Raw genomic sequence first — 16,574 nt, 5'->3', positions numbered from 1 at the left:
CTAGGAAGGCAACGCCGCGACCTGTCGAGTTTAGTCCGCGTCGAGGCCCTGCTCGATCGCATATCGGACCAGTTCCACCCGGTTGTGCAGCTGGAGCTTGCTCAGCGTGTTCTGCACGTGGTTCTGGACCGTGCGGTGCGAGAGCACCAGGCGGTCGGCGACCTGCCGGTAGGTCAGGCCCTTGGCGACCAGCCGCAGCACCTCCGTCTCGCGCTCGGTCAGCCTCGGGCCGTCGTCGTCGGCGCGTCCGGCGGCGGGGCGCGCGGCCAGCCGGCGGTACTCCCCCAGCACCAGCCCGGCCAGGCCCGGTGTGAAGACGGCGTCGCCCTCGGCGGTGCGGCGGACGGCGTCGAGGAACTCCTCCCGGCTCGCCGACTTCACCAGATAGCCGGACGCGCCCGCCTTGACGGCCGCCAGCACGTCGTCCTGCTCGGCGCTGGCCGACAACACCAGGACCTTGGGCGCCGGTTCGGCCCCGGCCAGCCCGGCGGCCACCTCCGCGCCGGACATGTCGGGCAGGCGCAGATCCAGCACGACGACCTGCGGGCGCACCGCCGCGGCCGCCCTGATCGCCTGCCGGCCCTCCCCCACCACGGCCACGACCTCGTAGCCCGCCTCGGACAGATCCCTGGCCACGCCGTCGCGCCACATGGGATGGTCGTCCACCACCATGACCCGCACCATGACGTCACTCTAACCGGGCCGGTCCCCGCCTATCCGCGCCCGTCCGCAGGGAAGACTGATCTCGATCTCGGTCCCGGACGGCGTGGAGGCGACGGCGACCGTCCCGCCCAGGTCGGCGACGCGCCCGCGGATGGACTGCGCGACGCCCAGTCGGCCCTCGGCGGCGGCCCGCTCCAGGCGCCCCTCCGGGATGCCGGGGCCCTCGTCGCGCACCGTCACCATGACCACGTCGTCGCAGGACTCGGCGAACACCCAGGCCCGCGCGTCAGCGCCGCAGTGCTCGCGCACGTTGTCCAGGGCGGCCCCGACCGCGGCCGCCACGCCCTCGGCCGCCGGCGTGGGCAGGACGAGCGGCGTGGCCGGGGTGGAGACCGTCACCAGCGGCGAGCCGTGCCGCATGAGCAGCGAGCGCAGGTCCGTGGCGCCGGTCGGGGCGGGGCGGGCGGCGATGAGCTCGCGCAGCGCGGCCTCCTGCTCGCCGGCCAGGCGGCCCAGCTCGGCCGCCTCGCCGCCGATCTGCCGGCCGCGCCGCTGGACCAGGGCCAGCACCTGCAGGACGGAGTCGTGCAGGTCGCGGGCCAGCCGGTCGCGTTCGCGCTGGGCGGCCTCCATCTCGGCCGCGCGCTGCATGCGCTCCTCGGCCTCCTTGGCCAGCCGGGCCACGTGTCCGACAACCACTCCTGACAGGAACAGCAGGACCGCGCCGTTGATCATCACGGGCGCCTCCGGGGCGCGCACGCGCAGCCACAGGTCCGCGGCGGCGACCAGGGCCGCCGCCACCGCGCCCGCGCGCCTGCCGCCGTGCACGGCCCAGGCCAGGACGGGCGCGGCGACCCAGGTGGCGGGCACGGGCATGGTGCCCGCCACGCCCTGACGGGGGCCCTCCACGTACGGGGACGCCAGCAGGCAGGCCAGCGCCACCAACAAATCCACGGCCAGCAGCGGCCATCCGCGCAGCCTTTCCGACGCGTACGCGTACGTGGCTGCGGCCGTCCACAACGCCATCAGGGCGATCACCAGCCATCCGGCGACCGGCTGCTCGTACCCGCGGTACTGGGCCATCAGCACGGCGGCGTACAGCAACGACGCGGCGCGGAAGACGGCGATCGCGCGCCAGAAGGGCCCCTCGATGCTCATGAGACCCTCTCATGTTTCCGACACGCCGGTTGACAGATAGTTGCGTTATCCATGCGGAAGGGACAGGCCGGATGACACAATCCGTCAACCCCTAATCACAAGGAATGTCGATATATGACCGCTGTTAATCATTTCACCCACGGACCGCTCACACCGCTGCTGGCGTACCTGATGTCGTGCCTGGGTTCGATGCTCGGACTGCGGCTCACCGCACAGGCGCACGCCAGCCGCGGCGCGTCGCGGGTGCGCTGGCTGATCGGCGCGGCCATCTCCATCGGCGGCACCGGCATCTGGGTCATGCACTTCGTCGGGATGATGGGCTTCGCGGTGGAGGGCACGCAGATCAAGTACGACGTGCCGCTCACCGTCGCCTCGGCCGCCGTGGCCGTGGTGGTGGTCGGCACCGGGCTGTTCCTGGTCTCCTACGGCCGCGGCCGGGCGCCGGCGCTGCTCGGCGGCGGCCTGCTCACCGGGCTCGGCGTGGCCAGCATGCACTACCTCGGCATGTACGCGATGAACATGAGCGCCCACGTCTCCTACGACCGCACGATCGTGGCCGGGTCCGTGGTGATCGCCGTCGTGGCCGCGACCGCCGCGCTCTGGTTCACGCTGCGGGTCAAGAAGCCGGTCTGGATCACCGGCGCGGCGCTGGTCATGGGCGTGGCCGTCTCGGGCATGCACTACACCGGCATGTACGCCATGCGGGTCACCGTCGACGCCGAGCCCGGCATGGTCACCGGCGCGGACGCCCTCGACTTCCTCGTCCCGCTCATGACCGTGATCAGCCTGATCACGCTGACCATGCTGCTCATGGTGATCCTCGCGCCCTCGGAGGAGGAGCTGCACGAGGACGCCGAGATGGTCGCCCGCCTGGAGCTGCGCCGGCGCGCCGCCCAGCAGCAGCAGCGCCTGGCCTACCCCGCGCCGCAGGCCGCCCCCCGCCCGCAACAGCAGCGGATGATGCGCGCGCCCCGCAGATAGCCCGCGGTGACGAGCGTCCGGACGGGGCCGGACGCGACGAGGGCGCGCCGGAGGTGGATCACCTCGGCGCGCCCCGCGATTGAGCTATCTCCTGGGTACGGCTTGCGGCGCAAAGTGGGCCGCCGACTCGCTGCGCCCCAAGCCGTACCCCGAGGGGGGTTGTAAGCGGTAACCCCGCTGCCCAGAAAGTACGGCCCGGCGCTTGCAAGCCGCTTTCAGCCAGCCGTAGAGAGCCTCACCCGAAGAACACCTCGGCCTCGGAGTACCGGGAGGCCGGGACGGTCTTCAGCTCGGCCGTCGCCTCGTCGAGCCCGACCCGGACGATGTCGGTGCCGCGCAGCGCGACCATCGTGCCGTAGTCGCCCTCGTGCGCGGCGTCGATCGCCTGCAGCCCGAACCTGGTGGCCAGCACCCGGTCGTAGGCCGTCGGGGTGCCGCCGCGCTGGATGTGGCCGAGCACGGTGGTGCGGGCCTCCTTGCCGGTGCGCTTCTCGATCTCCTTGGCCAGCACCTCGCCGATGCCGCCGAGCCGGACGTGCCCGAACGCGTCGAGGGTGCCGGTCTGCAGCTCCATCTGGCCCTCGATCGGGTGGGCGCCCTCGGCCACGACGATGATCGGCGAGTAGCGGGTGCGGAAGCGGGACTCGACGTACTCGCAGACCCGGTCGATGTCGAACGGCTTCTCGGGGATGAGGATCACGTTCGCGCCGCCGGCCATGCCCGCGTGCAGCGCGATCCAGCCCGCGTGGCGGCCCATGACCTCGCAGATCAGCGCGCGGTGGTGGGACTCGGCGGTGGTGTGCAGCCGGTCGATGGCCTCCATCGCGATGTTGACCGCGGTGTCGAAGCCGAAGGTGTAGTCGGTGCCGGACAGGTCGTTGTCGATGGTCTTGGGCACGCCCACGACCTTGACGTCGCGGTCGTAGAGCTGTTTGGCCACGCCGAGCGTGTCCTCGCCGCCGATGGCGATCAGGGCGTCGACGCCGGTGGCGGCGAGGTTCTCCTTGATGCGGTCGACGCCGCCCTCGATCTTGATCGGGTTGGTGCGGGAGGATCCGAGAATGGTGCCGCCCCGCGGCAGGATGCCTCGTACGGCCTGGATGTCGAGCGGCATCGTGTCGCCTTCCAGGGGCCCGCGCCAGCCGTCGCGGAAGCCCACGAACTCATGGCCGTACGTGCTCACCCCCTTACGCACCACGGCCCTGATGACGGCGTTGAGACCCGGACAGTCTCCGCCTCCGGTGAGCACTCCTATACGCATGGCGGGTTCCTCCCGATGGGGTTCACGAACCATTGCTCGGTGACAGCTCGCATTGTGCCCGCCGCGACGCTCAGTGGTCTAGACCAAACGCGCGGCCCTCGATCATTTCCTGGAAGCGGCGATCGTCAACCCGGGGTTGACGGCGCGCCAGCGTCAACCTATGGTTGACGCATGGACGAAACCGTACGTCTCGACGACCTCATCGCCGCCATCAAGAGCCGTCATCCGGACGGCGACCCGCTCGGCCAGCTCTCCGACGCCGTCACGCTGGGCGAGCACCTCGGAGAGGTGGCCGACCACCTGATCGGCCACTTCGTGGACCACGCCCGCCACTCCGGCGCCTCCTGGACCGACATCGGCCGCAGCATGGGCGTGACCAAGCAGGCCGCGCAGAAGCGGTTCGTGGTCAAGGAGGGCGGCTCGCTCGCCGACGACCTGCGCAACTACGCCCGCTACACCGACAAGGCCCGGGTCGCGGTGGTCAAGTCACAGGAGGAGGCGCGCCTGTCGGGGCACGACCACATCGAGGTCGGGCACCTGGTGCTCGGGCTGCTGCACGTGCCCGAGGCGCTGGCCGCATCGACCATGGCCACGCTCGGGGCCTCCCCCGAGGCGGTCAGGGAGGCCGTCACGGCGGCCATGGCGCCCGGCGGCGGGCAGTCGCCCGTCACCCTGCCGTTCTCCGCGCAGTGCGCCAAGGCGCTGGAGCTGACCCTGCGCGAGGCCCTGCGGCTCGGGCACAACTACGTCGGCACCGAGCACCTGCTGCTCGGCGTGCTCTCCCTGGAGGAGGGCCCGGTGGTGCGGGCCCTGGCCGATCTCGGCGTGCACAAGGAGGCGGCCGAGCGGGAGATCAGGGAGCGGCTGGCGGCGATCCTGCGCGAACGCCGCTCATAGCCGCGACCGGCTGCCCGCGGGCCGCTCCCGGGAGTCGCTCACGGCCGCCCCCCGGCCGCCCTCGGGCCGGCCCCGGGGGCGGCGTTCCCCGGCGGGCCCGCGCGGCCCTGAGGAGGGTGGGCGGGCTGACCGGAGCGCCCTGCCGGGCCGGCGGCGAACCGGGTCAGCACGTTCGCCGTGGCGCGGCGGGTGAAGGCGGCCGCGGACTCCGGGACGCCGTGGCCGCAGCGCTTGCCGCGCATCGCGCACACCCAGCGCATCGTGCCCGAGGCGAACACCCCGGCCCCGCTCGGCGCCGTGTAGTACGTGCTCTGCGACGTCGTCCCGCGTCCTCCGCACGAGAACGGCGAGTCGGCCAGCACCTCCACGCCTTTCGGTGAGCCGTGCGAGACCTTGTCGGTCTCCGGGCCGACCATGCCGGGGAAGCGCCGCCCCCGGGTGCCCGCGAAGATCCAGTGGCCCGGCCGGCGGACCGTGTAGGCGCCCTGGGCGGGGAAGCAGTCGTACATCTGGCCCACCAGGGCGCTCTCCGGGCGGGAGTCCCGCCACAGCGGGCACAGCCGTTCCTTGTCGCAGGCGACCGTCCTGCCCTTGATCGCGATGCGCCAGTAGACGGCGTTCGCGCCGAGGAAGGCGAGGTTCGTCCCGCTGTCCCTGGCCCTGGTGACGGCCGTGCGCATGGCGGGCGACCAGTACTCGTCGTGGCCGAGCGAGACCACGGCCCGGGCGCCGTCCAGCACGCCGGGGCCGAGGTCGAGGCTGGTGAGGTAGGCCAGGGGCACGCCGCTGCGCTCGGCCACGGCCAGGGCCGACTGCTCGAAGTCGAGGAACAGGCGGGCGCCGCCGCCGTCGTACGGGCGGTCGAAGGTGACCTCGCGCGAGCGATCGGCGAACCCGCCGGGGCCCAGGTACAGGCTGCGGCCGCCCCACAGGTTGTACGCCTGCCAGGTGGTGACCGCGTTCACCATCACCACGCGGCCCCGGGTGGAGGCCGAGCGGACGGTGATCGGCACGTACCGCTGGGCGCCGGTGGAGGCGTCGAGCCTGATCAGGTACGCGCCCTCCGTCCAGCCGCGGGTGTCCACGGTGAGCGAGGGCTTCCAGTGGGCGGCGGTCACCGTGCCGTGCACGGTCCTGGCCGGAGGCTGGCGCACGCCCTCCACCTGCGGCGACTCCCACACCTTGGCCGGGTGCGCGCCCATCCTGAACGCGCCGGCGGTGAAGCGCGGGGCGGTGGTGGAGACGTGCAGGGCGAAGGGCTGGCCGGGCAGGACGCTCACGTGGTCGGCGTAGCCCTCGATCTCGTGGTCGGCCCCGCGGGTGGTGATCCGCCAGGACTCCCCCGCGTCCACCGGCGGCGGCGACGGCCGGCCCGTCTCCGACGGCTGCGGGACGGGCGGCGCGGGCGACGCGGACGGCGCCGGCCGCACGGGGCCGCCGCCGCATCCGGCGGCCGGCAGGACGGCGATCAACAGGGTGAGGAGCAGCAGGAGCTTGCGCACCCGGCCATCGTCGTGGCCCGCCACGGGGCCGGGCCACGACTTGGCCAGATCCTTACACCGGGCCGCTTCCCGCCAGGCGTTCTATGCGGGCAGCACGCAGGACGGGCTGGGCACCTCGTACGACTGGCCGGCCGGCTCGGGCACCCCGTCCTCCAGGGTGAACACGGTCACCTCGCCGGAGTTCTGGTTGGCGACGTACAGGCGGTCGCCGGCGATGGCGAAGTGGCGGGGCCAGGCGCCGCCCGAGGGCACCTCGGCCACCGGGGACAGGTCCGCGGCGCGCAGCACCGAGACCGTGTCGGGCCCGCGGTTGGCGACGTAGACCAGGTCGCCGTCGAGCTGCAGGTGGCTGGGCGCGTTGTCGCCCCCGGCGCGCGAGGCGGGCACGACGGTGCGGCGCTCGCCCTCGACGAGGGTCACGGTGCCGTCCAGCTCGCCGGCCACGTACAGGCGGTCGCCGGCGAAGGCGAAGTGGCGGGGGCCGGTGCCGGGGGCCAGGGTGACGGGGTCGAGCGGGGAGCCGTCCAGGCGGTAGCGGCGGATCTCGTCGGTGCCCAGGTCGGAGACGTGCAGGACGTCGTCGTGGAAGACGCACATGTGGGCGTGCGAGCCGGCCTGGCGGTCGGGGTCGGGGCCCGAGCCCTCGTGCCGCAGGACGACGGGGTCGCCGGTGAAGGCGCCCCGCTCGTCCAGGTGGTGCAGGCCGGCGGTGCCGTCGCCGTAGTTGGCCACGGCCAGCAGGCTTCCCGAAGGGTGGACGGCGACGTGGCAGGGGCTGTCGCCGTCGCTGGACCGTTCGTCCAGCGGGGACAGGCCGCCCTCGGTGGTGAAGGCGGTGAGCCAGCCGCGCTGCAGCTCGCCGGCCGCGTACAGCACCGGCAGGGTGGGGTGGGCGGCCAGGAACGACGGCGAGGCCACGCGGGTCAGCTCGCCGCCCACCGTGACGATGCCGGGGCCGTAACCGCCTATGTAGAGGTTCACAACGCGATCCTTCTTATGGTTGACTGGGGCAATGAATTCGTTGACGGAGGCAAGGGTTTCTGAGATCAGAGCCTTCAACCGGTTCTATACGAAAGTGATCGGCGTCCTCCAGGCAGGCATGCTCGACTCGCCCTACTCGCTGACGGAAGTCAGGGTGCTGTTCGAGCTCGCGCACGCCGAGAGCATGGAGACCGGCGAGCTGCGCGGCCTGCTCGACCTCGACGCGGGCTACCTGAGCCGGATCCTGGCCCGTTTCGAGGGCGACGGGCTGGTCGCCCGCGAGCGGTCGGCCGCCGACGCCCGCAAGCAGCTCGTCCGGCTGACCGAGACGGGCGCGGCCACCTTCGCCGGGCTCGACCGCCGTTCGGCCGAGGAGATCGAACGGCTGCTCGACGGCCTGCCCGAGGCCGACCGGGCGCTGCTGGTCGGCAGCATGGCGACGATCCGGCGGCTGCTCGGCGAGCCGGCCGCCCGCTCGTACGTGATCAGGCCCCCGCGGACGGGCGACCTGGGCTGGGTCGTCTACCGGCACGGCGCCCTCTACAGCGAGGAGTACGGCTGGGGCACCGAGTTCGAGCAGCTCGTGGCCAGGATCGTGGGCGCCTACGACCCCGCCCGCGACGCCGGCTGGATCGCCGAGGTCGACGGCGAGCGCGCCGGGTGCGTGTTCTGCGTGCACCAGGACGACACGACGGCCAAGCTGCGCATGTTGCTGGTCGAGCCGTCGGCGCGCGGCCTCGGGATCGGGCGGCGCCTGGTGGCCGAGTGCCTGCGCCACGCCAGGGACCGGGGCTACCGGCGGGTCACGCTGTGGACGCGCGACTGCCTGGTGAGCGCGCGGCGCATCTACCAGACGGCCGGCTTCGAGCTGGAGTCGGCCGAGCGGGGCGTGGAGAACGGCGCCGAGGTCACCGAGGAGATGTGGTCGCTCGACCTCGCGGCCACCAGTTGAGCGGCCCGGCCAGGCGCATCAGGCTCGGCACCAGCACCGCCCTGATCACGGTGGCGTCCGCCAGCACCGCGACGGCCATGCCGACCCCGAGCATCTGCACGAACGCCACCCGCGCGGTGGCGTAGGCGGCGAACGTGAGCGCCAGGATGCCGCCCGCCGCGGTGATCAGGGGCGCGCCGCGCTGCATGCCGGTGGCGACGGCCTGCCCGGTGTCGCCCGTCCTGTCGTACTCCTCCTTGATCCTGGACAGCAGGAAGACCTCGTAGTCCATCGACAGGCCGTAGGCGACGCAGAGCATGAGGATCGGGATGCTCGGGTCGAGCGTGCCGGTCGAGGTGAAGCCGAGCAGGCCCGGCAGGTGGCCCTCCTGGAAGATCCAGACGACGGCGCCGAACATGACGCCGAGGCTGAGGACGTTCAGCAAGGTCGCCTTGAGCGGGAGCACCAGGCTGCCGGTCATCAGGAACAGCACGGCGAACGTGACGCCCAGCATGAGCGTCAGCACCAGCGGCAGGCGGTCGACGACCAAGGCGCGGTAGTCGGCCAGCTCGGCGGGATAGCCGCCGACCAGGACCTCGAAGGGCGGCGGCACGGCCCGTACGGACTCCACCAGCCGGACGGGATCACCGGCCAGCGCCTCGGCGGAGGGCACCACCGACAACCACGCGCCCTGTCCGCGGAAGCGGGCCGGGTCGCCGTCGCCGACCCGCCGCCCGGCCGCGTGGGCGCCGGCGGCGGAGTCGACCTGGGCGACCCCGGGAACCCGCGAGAGCCGCATCGCGTACGCCGAGACGTCGGCGGCCCGCGCCGCACCCGTCGAGACGATCTGGATGGCGTCGGTCTCCTCCGCCGGGAAGGTCTGCCGGATGACCTCCTGGGTCTGCCGCGAGGACGCCTCCGGCGGCAAGATGCGGTCGTCGGCCGGGCCGAAGCGCAGGCCGAGGAACGGCGAGGCGAGCACCAGCAGCAGCGCCGCCGCCAGGCCGCCGAACACCACCGGCCGGCGCATGACCCGGACGGCCAGGCCGTGCCAGAACCCGGCTCCCCGGGCCTCGGTTCCGCCGCGCCCGGGACGCCCCGGCCTGGGCGACATCGCGCCGCCGGCCGAGGCCAGCACCGCGGGCAGCACGATCACCGCCGCGAACAGGCCGCCGGCCACGACCGCGATGCCCGCGAAAGCGAAGGAGCGCAGGAAGTCGAAGGGCAGCGCGAACAGCACGGCCAGCGAGGCGGCCACCGTGAGGCCGCTGAACAGCACGGTCCGCCCGGCGTGCTCGACGGCTCCGGCGACGGCCGCCGCGCGGTCGCGTCCGGCGCTCACCTCCTCGCGGAAACGCTGGACGACGAACAGGCAGTAGTCGATGCCGAGCCCGAGGCCCATGGCGAGGGTGAGGTTGAGGGCGAAGGTGGAGACCTCCGCGAACACCAGGACGCCGCGCAGCAGCGCCAGGCCGACCACCATGGCCAGCACCCCCGCCAGGATCGGCGCCAGGGCGGCGAGCACGCGCCGCTGGTAGAGCCAGAGCAGCACGAACGCCACCGGGAAGATGACCAGCTCGGCCCGGACGAAGTCCTGCCTGGCCAGCGGCACGGTCTCGCGGAACACCTCCTCCCCTCCGCCGGCCCGCACCTGGAGCGGGCCCTGCTCGCCGACGATCCGCGGCACCAGCGCGGGCAGCACCCGCGCCCGCACGTGGTCGGCGTCGCCGGGGACGCGCACCACGATCAGCGCGTGCCGGCCGTCCCGGCTGCGCAGGGTGGCGGGCCTGCCCCTGGTCCAGTACGAGGAGGCCTCCGCGACGCCGTCCGAGCGGCCGATCCGGTCGGTGAGGGCGCGGCCCGCCGCCTCGGCCGCGGGGTCGTCGACGGTGCCCGACCTGGGGGTGACCAGGAAGACCAGGTCGGGGCTGCCGGTGCCGAACCGGCGGACGAGCTCGGCCTGGGCCCGGTCGGACTCCGAGCCCGGCGCCTCGAAGCGGGCCAGGGAGAGGCGGGAGACCGTACCGGCGGCCAGGACACCCGCGACGACGAGCAGGAGCGCGGACAGGGCCAGCACGAGCCGGCGGCGGCGGACGAGGAAGTGGCCCAGCCTGCGCAGCGGCGGCTCGGCGGCGGCGTGCGGGCCCCGGGTGGCGACGTTCACGGCCACGCGGGCACCGCCCACGCCGGGCCTGATGGGCAGGTTCGCAAGGGATCTCCGGAAAACTCGGTAAACTACTCGTGTTTCGCTGTCGAACCAGAAATACAAGTAAATGCTCGTATTTGTCAACGAGGTGGCCCATGCCTGAACGCACGGTCCGCAGGCAGGCGCGCGGCCTGAAGCGGATGGCCGAGATCCTCGACGCCGCGGAGTCGGTGATCGCCGAGATCGGCTACCCGGACATGACGACGAACCAGGTCGCCGCGCGGGCGGGGCTCTCCCCCGGGTCGCTGTACCAGTTCTTCCGGAACAAGGAGGAGATCCTGGACGGCCTGGTGTCCCGCTACACCGACGACCGGGACGAGTTCTGGGCGGCCCGGCTGGCGGCGATCACCCCGGACGTCCCGCTGGAGGCACTGGTGGGGCAGCTCGTGGACGAGAGCGTGGCGTTCAAGGCCGACTCACCGGCGTACTGGTCGCTGCTGTACGGGTCGGCCACCGGCGACCGGCTCGCGGCGGCCTCCCAGCGCCTGCACGCCTCGCTGGCGGAGCGGATCGCGGCGCTGCTGCGACGGCGTTCGCCCGAGCTGCCGCAGGAGCGGGCGCTGCTCAACGCGACGATGGCGCTGGCCATGGTGAAGGCGGTGCTGCCCATGCTGGGGCCGGCGACGCCCGAGCGCGGCGCGGAGCTCGTGGCCGAGCTCAAGCTCATGCTGGTCCGCTACCTGACCTGAGCCCCGTGGTCAGGGGCGGAAGGGGCCGCGGACCTCGAAGGTGTGGCCCTCGGTGCGGCCGCGCCTGGCCGAGAAGTAGAGCCGGTCGCCTCTCGGCGAGAACGCCAGCCCCGTGAGCTCGGCCCCCTCGTGCCCGGTGAGCCGCAGGAACGGCGTGACGGCCCGGTCGGGCGCGATGACGTCGATCTCCGTCGTCTCCCTGGCCACGTAGAGGTCGCCCGAGGGGGCGGCGGTGATCGCGCGCACGCCCTCGCACAGCCGGTCGAGCGTGGAGGTGTGGGCGTCGTAGGCCCACAGGCCGGTGTCGCCCTTGGTGGTGAAGTAGCAGACGCCGCCCGCGTAGTGGCAGCCGTCGCCGCCGTCGAAGTGGCGGGCGTCCTCGACCTGGTGGCGGGCCGCGGTGAGCAGCGCGGCCGGGGACGGCACCGGCCGCCACCCGCCCGACGCGCACAGCACCTCCAGCGTGCCCTCCGTCAGGTCGCCCCAGTCGCCGGGACGGAAGCGGTAGAAGCAGCCGTCGTGCTCGTCCTCGGTCATGTAGACGACGCGCCGCTCGGGGTCGCAGGCGGCGGCCTCGTGCCGGAAGCGGCCCATGGCCAGGCGGGGGCGGGCGGCGCGGGCGCCGTAGGGGTCGCACTCGAAGACGCGGCCGCGGTCGCCGAGCTCGCACGACAGCCAGGTGTGCCACGGCGTGGCGCCGCCCGCGCAGTTGAGGTCGGTGCCGGACAGGATGCGGTAGGCGTCGGCGACCGTGCCGTCGGCGTGGAAGCGCAGCGCGGAGGCGCCGCCGAGCAGGGGCAGCTCGGAGTTGGAGACGTAGATCCAGCCTGCGCCGTCGGGGAAGCAGGCGCCGCCGTCGGGCGCGGCGTGCCAGGTGAGCCCGGCCACCTTGTCGCCCGACCGGGCCACCACCCGGCCGGTGAAGCCCGGCGGGAGCGCGAGCCCGTCGGCGGACGCCGGCGTGAGCGGCCCGTACGGGCTGATGCCGCCCTGCAAGAGCGGGCCCGTGCGGAGGAGAGTCTTGTGGGACATCGTGGGGCCTCCCTCTAGGTGCCACGCTAGTCGACCGCACCGACATGAATGGCAAGGACTCGTGACATCAAACTCTGCGCAAACCCCGCGCTCCGTCGTGGCGTGAGATCGCCGTCGGCCCCTGGACGATGCGTGACAGTCCGTACCCACCGGACGGAAGATCGCCCACCTTGGGGGCGGACACGCGAAAGCCCGGGCACTGTGGGCGTGCCCGGGCTTTTCGGGTGGTGCGGCCGGCGGCCGCGCGCGGTCAGCGCTGGGCCTGGAACATCCAGTGCTGCTTGTCGATGTCCTGCGTCACGGCGATGAGCAGGTCCTGGCTGACCGGGTCGGCCTCGTCGGTGGCGCGGATGCGCTCGTACATGCGCTTGCTGATGCCGTCGAGGATGTCGGTGATCGTCGCCACCACCTTGCCGTCCTCCAGCCAGCCGCGCTCGGGCTGCTGGAGCCGGGTGGACTTGGCGACGGTCGCCGAGCGCCCGTCGGGGTTCACGCCGAGGGCGACCGCCCGCTCGGCGATGGTGTCCATGTGGGCACGGGCCAGGTCGGTCAGCTCGTCGAGCTGGAGGTGAATCGGGCGGAAATGGGCGCCGACAAGGTTCCAGTGCGCCTGCTTGGCGATCAGCGACAGATCGATCAGATCGACCAGGGCGTCCTGCAGGGCTTCGGCGACAGTGTTCTTGGCTTCACCCGAGAGCGGACCGGTGATCGTAGCCATGTCGTATTTCCTCCCCTTCAGTGGTGCTTATGCCTATTTAGAACGCCAGCCGGGGCTGGATTCTTCCGATCTTTCGGTCGTTGACAGTGTAATAGTGACAGTGTCATTGTGGAGGTATGAGCGACACCTGGACCATCGGCGAGCTGGCCGAGCACGCGGCGCGGGCGCTGCGCGCGGGCGCCCAGCCGGTCAACGGCCGGGTCCGCGACGTGCCCGGGGAACGCCTGATCAGGTGGTACACCACCATCGGCCTCGTGGACCCGCCCCTGACCCGGCGCGGCAGGATCGCCCGCTACGGCCGGCGGCACCTGCTGCAACTGGTGGCGGTCAAGCGCATGCAGGCGGCGGGGCACTCGATCGCCGAGATCCAGACGGCGCTGGCCGGCGCGACGAACGCCACGCTGGCGGCGGCCGCCGGGCTCGCCGACGTGCCGTCCGTGGGTGACGGGCGGGCGGTCCCCGGTTCTCCGCCGGACAGCCCGCGCTCGGCGGGGCCCGCGTCCGTCATCGCCACGACGACGAACGTGACGTCCGGCGGCGAGGCGAACGGGGCCTTCGACGGCCAGGCGCGTGCGGCGGGACGCCCGCCGGGCGGGCGGGCCGCGGGCGGCGGCGAGCCGGGACGTGAGAGATTCTGGGCCGAGCGGCCGGCCCGCCGCGCCCCCGCCGGGAGCGAACGCCCCGCCGACGCCGGAGCGGGGCATGCCGGGGGCGGGCCGGCCGCGGGGGTCGTGCTCGCGGACGGGGTGCGCCTTGTGTGGGACGGGGGGCGGCCTCCGTCCGAGGACGACGTTCAGGCGGTGCTGGCGGCGGCTGGGCCGCTGCTCGCGGTGCTCGTAGAGAGGAGACTGCTGTGAAGATCACTTCGCTGGAGCCCGCACGGTGCCTGCCGGTGCCGGAGGCCGGGTTCGGCGCGCTGCTGACCGAGCGCGGCAACCTGCCGCTGGACAGCGTGGACGTGCACGCCGACATCGCCGGGCTCGTCGCCGGGGTCGAGGTCGAGCAGGGGTTCCGCAACCCGTTCGACGTCACGCTGGAGGCGACCTACGTCTTCCCGCTGCCCGACCGGGCGGCCGTGACGGCCTTCAGGATGGAGGCCGACGACCGGGTCGTGGAGGGCGTGCTGAAGGAGCGCGGCCAGGCCAGGGCCGACTACGACCAGGCGCTGCGCGAGGGCAGGCGGGCGGCCATCGCCGAGGAGGACCGGCCCGACGTCTTCACCATCAGGGTGGGCAACATCCTGCCCGGCGAACGCGTCTCGATCAGGCTGACCATGAGCCAGCCCCTCCCCTACGAGGACGGCGCGGCGACCTTCCGGTTCCCGCTCGTCGTGGCCCCGCGGTACGTCCCGGGCACCCCGCTCGACAGCGACCCGGCGGGCTCCGGCGTGGCGCCGGACACCGACGCCGTCCCCGACGCGTCGAGGATCACGCCGCCGGTGCTGCTGCCCGGCTTCCCCAGCCCCGTGCGCCTCTCGCTCACCGCCCGCGTCGACGCCTCCGGGCTCGACCTGCGGGAGGTGGCCTCCAGCCTGCACGTGGTCGAGGAGGACGGCCACACCGTGCGCCTGCGTCCGGGCGAGCGCCTCGACCGTGACTTCATCCTGCGGCTGTCGTTCGAGGCGTCCACGTCCCTGCAGTTCGACGGGCGGGGGACGTTCGCGCTCACCGTCGTCCCGCCCGCCCTCCAGGCCGCCCGCGCGCCGCGGGACGTGGTGCTGGTGCTCGACCGTTCGGGCAGCATGGGCGGCTGGAAGATGGTCGCGGCGCGGCGGGCGGCGGCGCGCATCGTCGACACGCTGACCGCGCACGACCGCTTCGACGTGCTGACGTTCGACTCGGTGGTCGAGGCGGCGTTCGAGGGGCTGGTGGAGGCGTCCGACCGCAACCGGTACCGCGCGGTCGAGCACCTGGCGCGGGTCGACGCGCGCGGCGGCACCGAGCTGCTCGAACCGCTGCGCCGCGCCATCGCCCTCCTCGGCGCGCCCGGCGACAGGGAGCGGGTGATGGTGCTGGTCACCGACGGCCAGGTGGGCAACGAGGACCAGATCCTGGAGCAGACCGGCGGCGCGCTGTCGGCGATGCGGGTGCACACGGTCGGCATCGACCGGGCGGTGAACGCCGGCTTCCTCGGCCGGCTCGCCGGGCTGGGCGCCGGCCGGTGCGAGCTGGTCGAGTCCGAGGACCGGCTGGACGCGGCGATGGAGCAGATCCACCGCAGGATCGGCGCGCCGCTGGTGACGGACCTGTCCCTGAAGGGGCTGGAGACCGAGCCCGGCACCGTGACCCACCTCGGCTCGATCTTCCCCGGGGTCCCGCTCCGGGTGTACGGACGGTGCCGCGAGGGCGCCGAGGCCGTCACCGTGCGCGGCACGTCGGCCGAGGGGCCGTGGGAGGAGCGGGTCACGGGGGTGACCACCGACAGTTCCGCCCTCCGCGCCGTCTGGGCCCGCGCCCACCTGCGCGAGCTGGAGGACCGGTACGCCATGGGCGAGCACGGCCTGGAGTCGCGGATCGTCGAGGTCTCGCTGGAGAACGGCGTTCTGTGCAGGTTCACGGCGTACGTGGCGATCGACACGAGGCAGGTCGCGGAGGGCGCGCCCGAGCACCGGGTGATCCAGCCGGTCGAGCCGCCCAGCGGGTGGGAGCTGCCGCCGAACCCGTCCATGGGCGGGGGGTTCGTGGCGCAGGCGATGACGATGGCGCGTCCCGCGAGTGCCGCCCGGATGATGCCGCCGGCTCCGTCGTCCTTCGACCAGGGCTTCGACCGGAGCCTCGACCAGGGCTTCGGCGCGCCGGGTTCGCTCGGCGGCCCCTCCCCGGCCGACGCCCCCTTCCCGGCCCCGCCTCTCACGGGCGGCCCTGCCGGTCCTGCGCCGTCCGCACCCGGCTCCGGTGGCGGCCCTGGGCATGGAGCCTCACCCAAGTTCGCGCCTCCGTCGTCGCCGCGCCCGGCGCACCGGCTGGAGTCGGTCAGGCCGCAGCTGAAGGCCGAACTGGACCGGCTCAGGGCGATGCGCGTGCCGGACGCGCTGTACCTGGCCGACCTGGGCTCGCGTCTGGCGGCGCTGGCGGCGTACCTGGGCGGGAACGAGGCGCTGGCGACGCTGGCCCGCGACCTGGAGGCGGCCGAACGTCCCGGCACGGACCTGCGCGCCCTGCACGACCACGCCGTCGAAGCGCTGGCCACCCTCACCGGCACCCCCGCCGACCACACCCCGACCGACCCCACCCTCCCGGACGACCCCATCGCGCCGGGCGACCCTCTTCCCGAGGACGGCCCGCTCGCCCCAGGCGACCCGCTGCCCAAGGACGGCCCGCTCGCTCCAGGCGACCCCGAGCCCGGCAAGCGCCACCGTCCCTTCTGGAAACGAGGCTGACGCCCACCTGACACCCCGGCGGCGCTGCACCACCCCGCAGCGCCGCCACCTCCACCGGGGAGCGGCCCGACGCGGGGACGCGCCGCAGCGCGGCCGCACCCGCCCCACCGCACGCGCGCCCAGCTGCCTGGCAGCCCGACGACCCACCTGCGGGCAGCACGGCGGCGCGGCTGTGC

The 16,574-nt window shown here is 73.5% G+C and carries 14 protein-coding genes; 6 read left to right on the top strand and 8 right to left on the bottom strand.

Features of this window, described 5'->3' with window-relative positions; all coding sequences use genetic code 11:
* Positions 1-30: 30 nt before the first annotated feature.
* Complete coding sequence (locus ACIBQ6_RS17775) at positions 31-684, bottom strand: response regulator transcription factor (protein ID WP_364331652.1); 654 nt, start codon at positions 682-684, stop codon at positions 31-33.
* A gap of 9 nt (positions 685-693) precedes the next feature.
* Complete coding sequence (gene macS, locus ACIBQ6_RS17770; protein WP_397213005.1) at positions 694-1,821, bottom strand: MacS family sensor histidine kinase; 1,128 nt, start codon at positions 1,819-1,821, stop codon at positions 694-696.
* 114 nt (positions 1,822-1,935) lie between these two features.
* Here macS and ACIBQ6_RS17765 point away from each other — a divergent pair, with 114 nt between their 5' ends.
* Positions 1,936-2,802 carry an MHYT domain-containing protein gene (locus ACIBQ6_RS17765; RefSeq protein ID WP_358294078.1) on the top strand — a complete coding sequence of 289 codons (867 nt, stop codon included), beginning with the start codon at positions 1,936-1,938 and terminating at the stop codon, positions 2,800-2,802.
* Positions 2,803-3,037: 235 nt separating this feature from the next.
* Here the strand turns inward: ACIBQ6_RS17765 and ACIBQ6_RS17760 are convergent, their stop codons facing one another.
* Positions 3,038-4,063, bottom strand: a complete 1,026-nt coding sequence (locus ACIBQ6_RS17760; protein WP_352331196.1) for a 6-phosphofructokinase — start codon at positions 4,061-4,063, stop codon at positions 3,038-3,040.
* Positions 4,064-4,234: 171 nt separating this feature from the next.
* Here ACIBQ6_RS17760 and ACIBQ6_RS17755 point away from each other — a divergent pair, with 171 nt between their 5' ends.
* The gene (locus ACIBQ6_RS17755) at positions 4,235-4,960 is read left to right on the top strand and encodes a Clp protease N-terminal domain-containing protein (protein ID WP_358294079.1); all 726 of its coding nucleotides are present in this window, start codon (positions 4,235-4,237) and stop codon (positions 4,958-4,960) included.
* A gap of 38 nt (positions 4,961-4,998) precedes the next feature.
* Here the strand turns inward: ACIBQ6_RS17755 and ACIBQ6_RS17750 are convergent, their stop codons facing one another.
* Positions 4,999-6,462, bottom strand: a complete 1,464-nt coding sequence (locus ACIBQ6_RS17750) for a N,N-dimethylformamidase beta subunit family domain-containing protein (RefSeq protein ID WP_397213002.1) — start codon at positions 6,460-6,462, stop codon at positions 4,999-5,001.
* An 81-nt stretch (positions 6,463-6,543) separates the two neighbouring features.
* Positions 6,544-7,443, bottom strand: a complete 900-nt coding sequence (locus tag ACIBQ6_RS17745) for a lactonase family protein (RefSeq protein ID WP_397213000.1) — start codon at positions 7,441-7,443, stop codon at positions 6,544-6,546.
* 94 nt (positions 7,444-7,537) lie between these two features.
* Here ACIBQ6_RS17745 and ACIBQ6_RS17740 point away from each other — a divergent pair, with 94 nt between their 5' ends.
* Positions 7,538-8,395: a helix-turn-helix domain-containing GNAT family N-acetyltransferase gene (locus tag ACIBQ6_RS17740; protein WP_358294083.1), complete on the top strand. Its 858-nt coding sequence runs from the start codon at positions 7,538-7,540 to the stop codon at positions 8,393-8,395.
* Here the strand turns inward: ACIBQ6_RS17740 and ACIBQ6_RS17735 are convergent.
* Entirely contained in the window at positions 8,352-10,544 is a 2,193-nt protein-coding gene (locus ACIBQ6_RS17735; protein WP_397212997.1) for an MMPL family transporter, read from the bottom strand. The genes ACIBQ6_RS17740 and ACIBQ6_RS17735 overlap by 44 nt on opposite strands.
* Before the next feature lie 131 nt (positions 10,545-10,675).
* Between ACIBQ6_RS17735 and ACIBQ6_RS17730 the strand changes: the two genes are divergently transcribed.
* A complete protein-coding gene (locus ACIBQ6_RS17730) occupies positions 10,676-11,269 on the top strand; it encodes a TetR/AcrR family transcriptional regulator (protein WP_397212995.1) in 594 nt (197 codons plus the stop codon).
* 9 nt (positions 11,270-11,278) lie between these two features.
* Here ACIBQ6_RS17730 and ACIBQ6_RS17725 read toward each other — a convergent pair whose 3' ends face one another.
* Together ACIBQ6_RS17725 and ACIBQ6_RS17720 are read right to left on the bottom strand one after the other, a co-directional pair.
* The gene (locus ACIBQ6_RS17725; RefSeq protein WP_364331674.1) at positions 11,279-12,301 is read right to left on the bottom strand and encodes an alkaline phosphatase PhoX; all 1,023 of its coding nucleotides are present in this window, start codon (positions 12,299-12,301) and stop codon (positions 11,279-11,281) included.
* Between the two features lie 250 nt (positions 12,302-12,551).
* Positions 12,552-13,019 carry a DNA starvation/stationary phase protection protein gene (locus ACIBQ6_RS17720; RefSeq protein WP_358294091.1) on the bottom strand — a complete coding sequence of 156 codons (468 nt, stop codon included), beginning with the start codon at positions 13,017-13,019 and terminating at the stop codon, positions 12,552-12,554.
* A 116-nt stretch (positions 13,020-13,135) separates the two neighbouring features.
* On the opposite strand from ACIBQ6_RS17720, the gene ACIBQ6_RS17715 reads away from it, so the two are divergent.
* Both ACIBQ6_RS17715 and ACIBQ6_RS17710 read left to right on the top strand, forming a co-directional pair.
* Complete coding sequence (locus tag ACIBQ6_RS17715; protein ID WP_397212993.1) at positions 13,136-13,876, top strand: helix-turn-helix domain-containing protein; 741 nt, start codon at positions 13,136-13,138, stop codon at positions 13,874-13,876.
* A complete protein-coding gene (locus tag ACIBQ6_RS17710) occupies positions 13,873-16,398 on the top strand; it encodes a VIT domain-containing protein (RefSeq protein ID WP_397212991.1) in 2,526 nt (841 codons plus the stop codon). The genes ACIBQ6_RS17715 and ACIBQ6_RS17710 overlap by 4 nt, the downstream gene beginning before the upstream one ends.
* Positions 16,399-16,574 lie beyond the last annotated feature (176 nt).

The organism is Nonomuraea sp. NPDC049655 (assembly GCF_044465465.1).
Taxonomy (GTDB): Bacteria; Actinomycetota; Actinomycetes; order Streptosporangiales; family Streptosporangiaceae; genus Nonomuraea.
This window is presented reverse-complemented; position numbering and strand designations above follow the sequence as displayed.

Coding starts and splice junctions, on each gene's coding strand:
- ACIBQ6_RS17775 (WP_364331652.1), bottom strand. CDS start 684: ATGGTGCGGGTCATGGTGGTGGACGACCATCCCATGTGGCGCGACGGC.
- macS (WP_397213005.1), bottom strand. CDS start 1,821: ATGAGCATCGAGGGGCCCTTCTGGCGCGCGATCGCCGTCTTCCGCGCC.
- ACIBQ6_RS17765 (WP_358294078.1), top strand. CDS start 1,936: ATGACCGCTGTTAATCATTTCACCCACGGACCGCTCACACCGCTGCTG.
- ACIBQ6_RS17760 (WP_352331196.1), bottom strand. CDS start 4,063: ATGCGTATAGGAGTGCTCACCGGAGGCGGAGACTGTCCGGGTCTCAAC.
- ACIBQ6_RS17755 (WP_358294079.1), top strand. CDS start 4,235: ATGGACGAAACCGTACGTCTCGACGACCTCATCGCCGCCATCAAGAGC.
- ACIBQ6_RS17730 (WP_397212995.1), top strand. CDS start 10,676: ATGCCTGAACGCACGGTCCGCAGGCAGGCGCGCGGCCTGAAGCGGATG.
- ACIBQ6_RS17725 (WP_364331674.1), bottom strand. CDS start 12,301: ATGTCCCACAAGACTCTCCTCCGCACGGGCCCGCTCTTGCAGGGCGGC.
- ACIBQ6_RS17720 (WP_358294091.1), bottom strand. CDS start 13,019: ATGGCTACGATCACCGGTCCGCTCTCGGGTGAAGCCAAGAACACTGTC.
- ACIBQ6_RS17715 (WP_397212993.1), top strand. CDS start 13,136: ATGAGCGACACCTGGACCATCGGCGAGCTGGCCGAGCACGCGGCGCGG.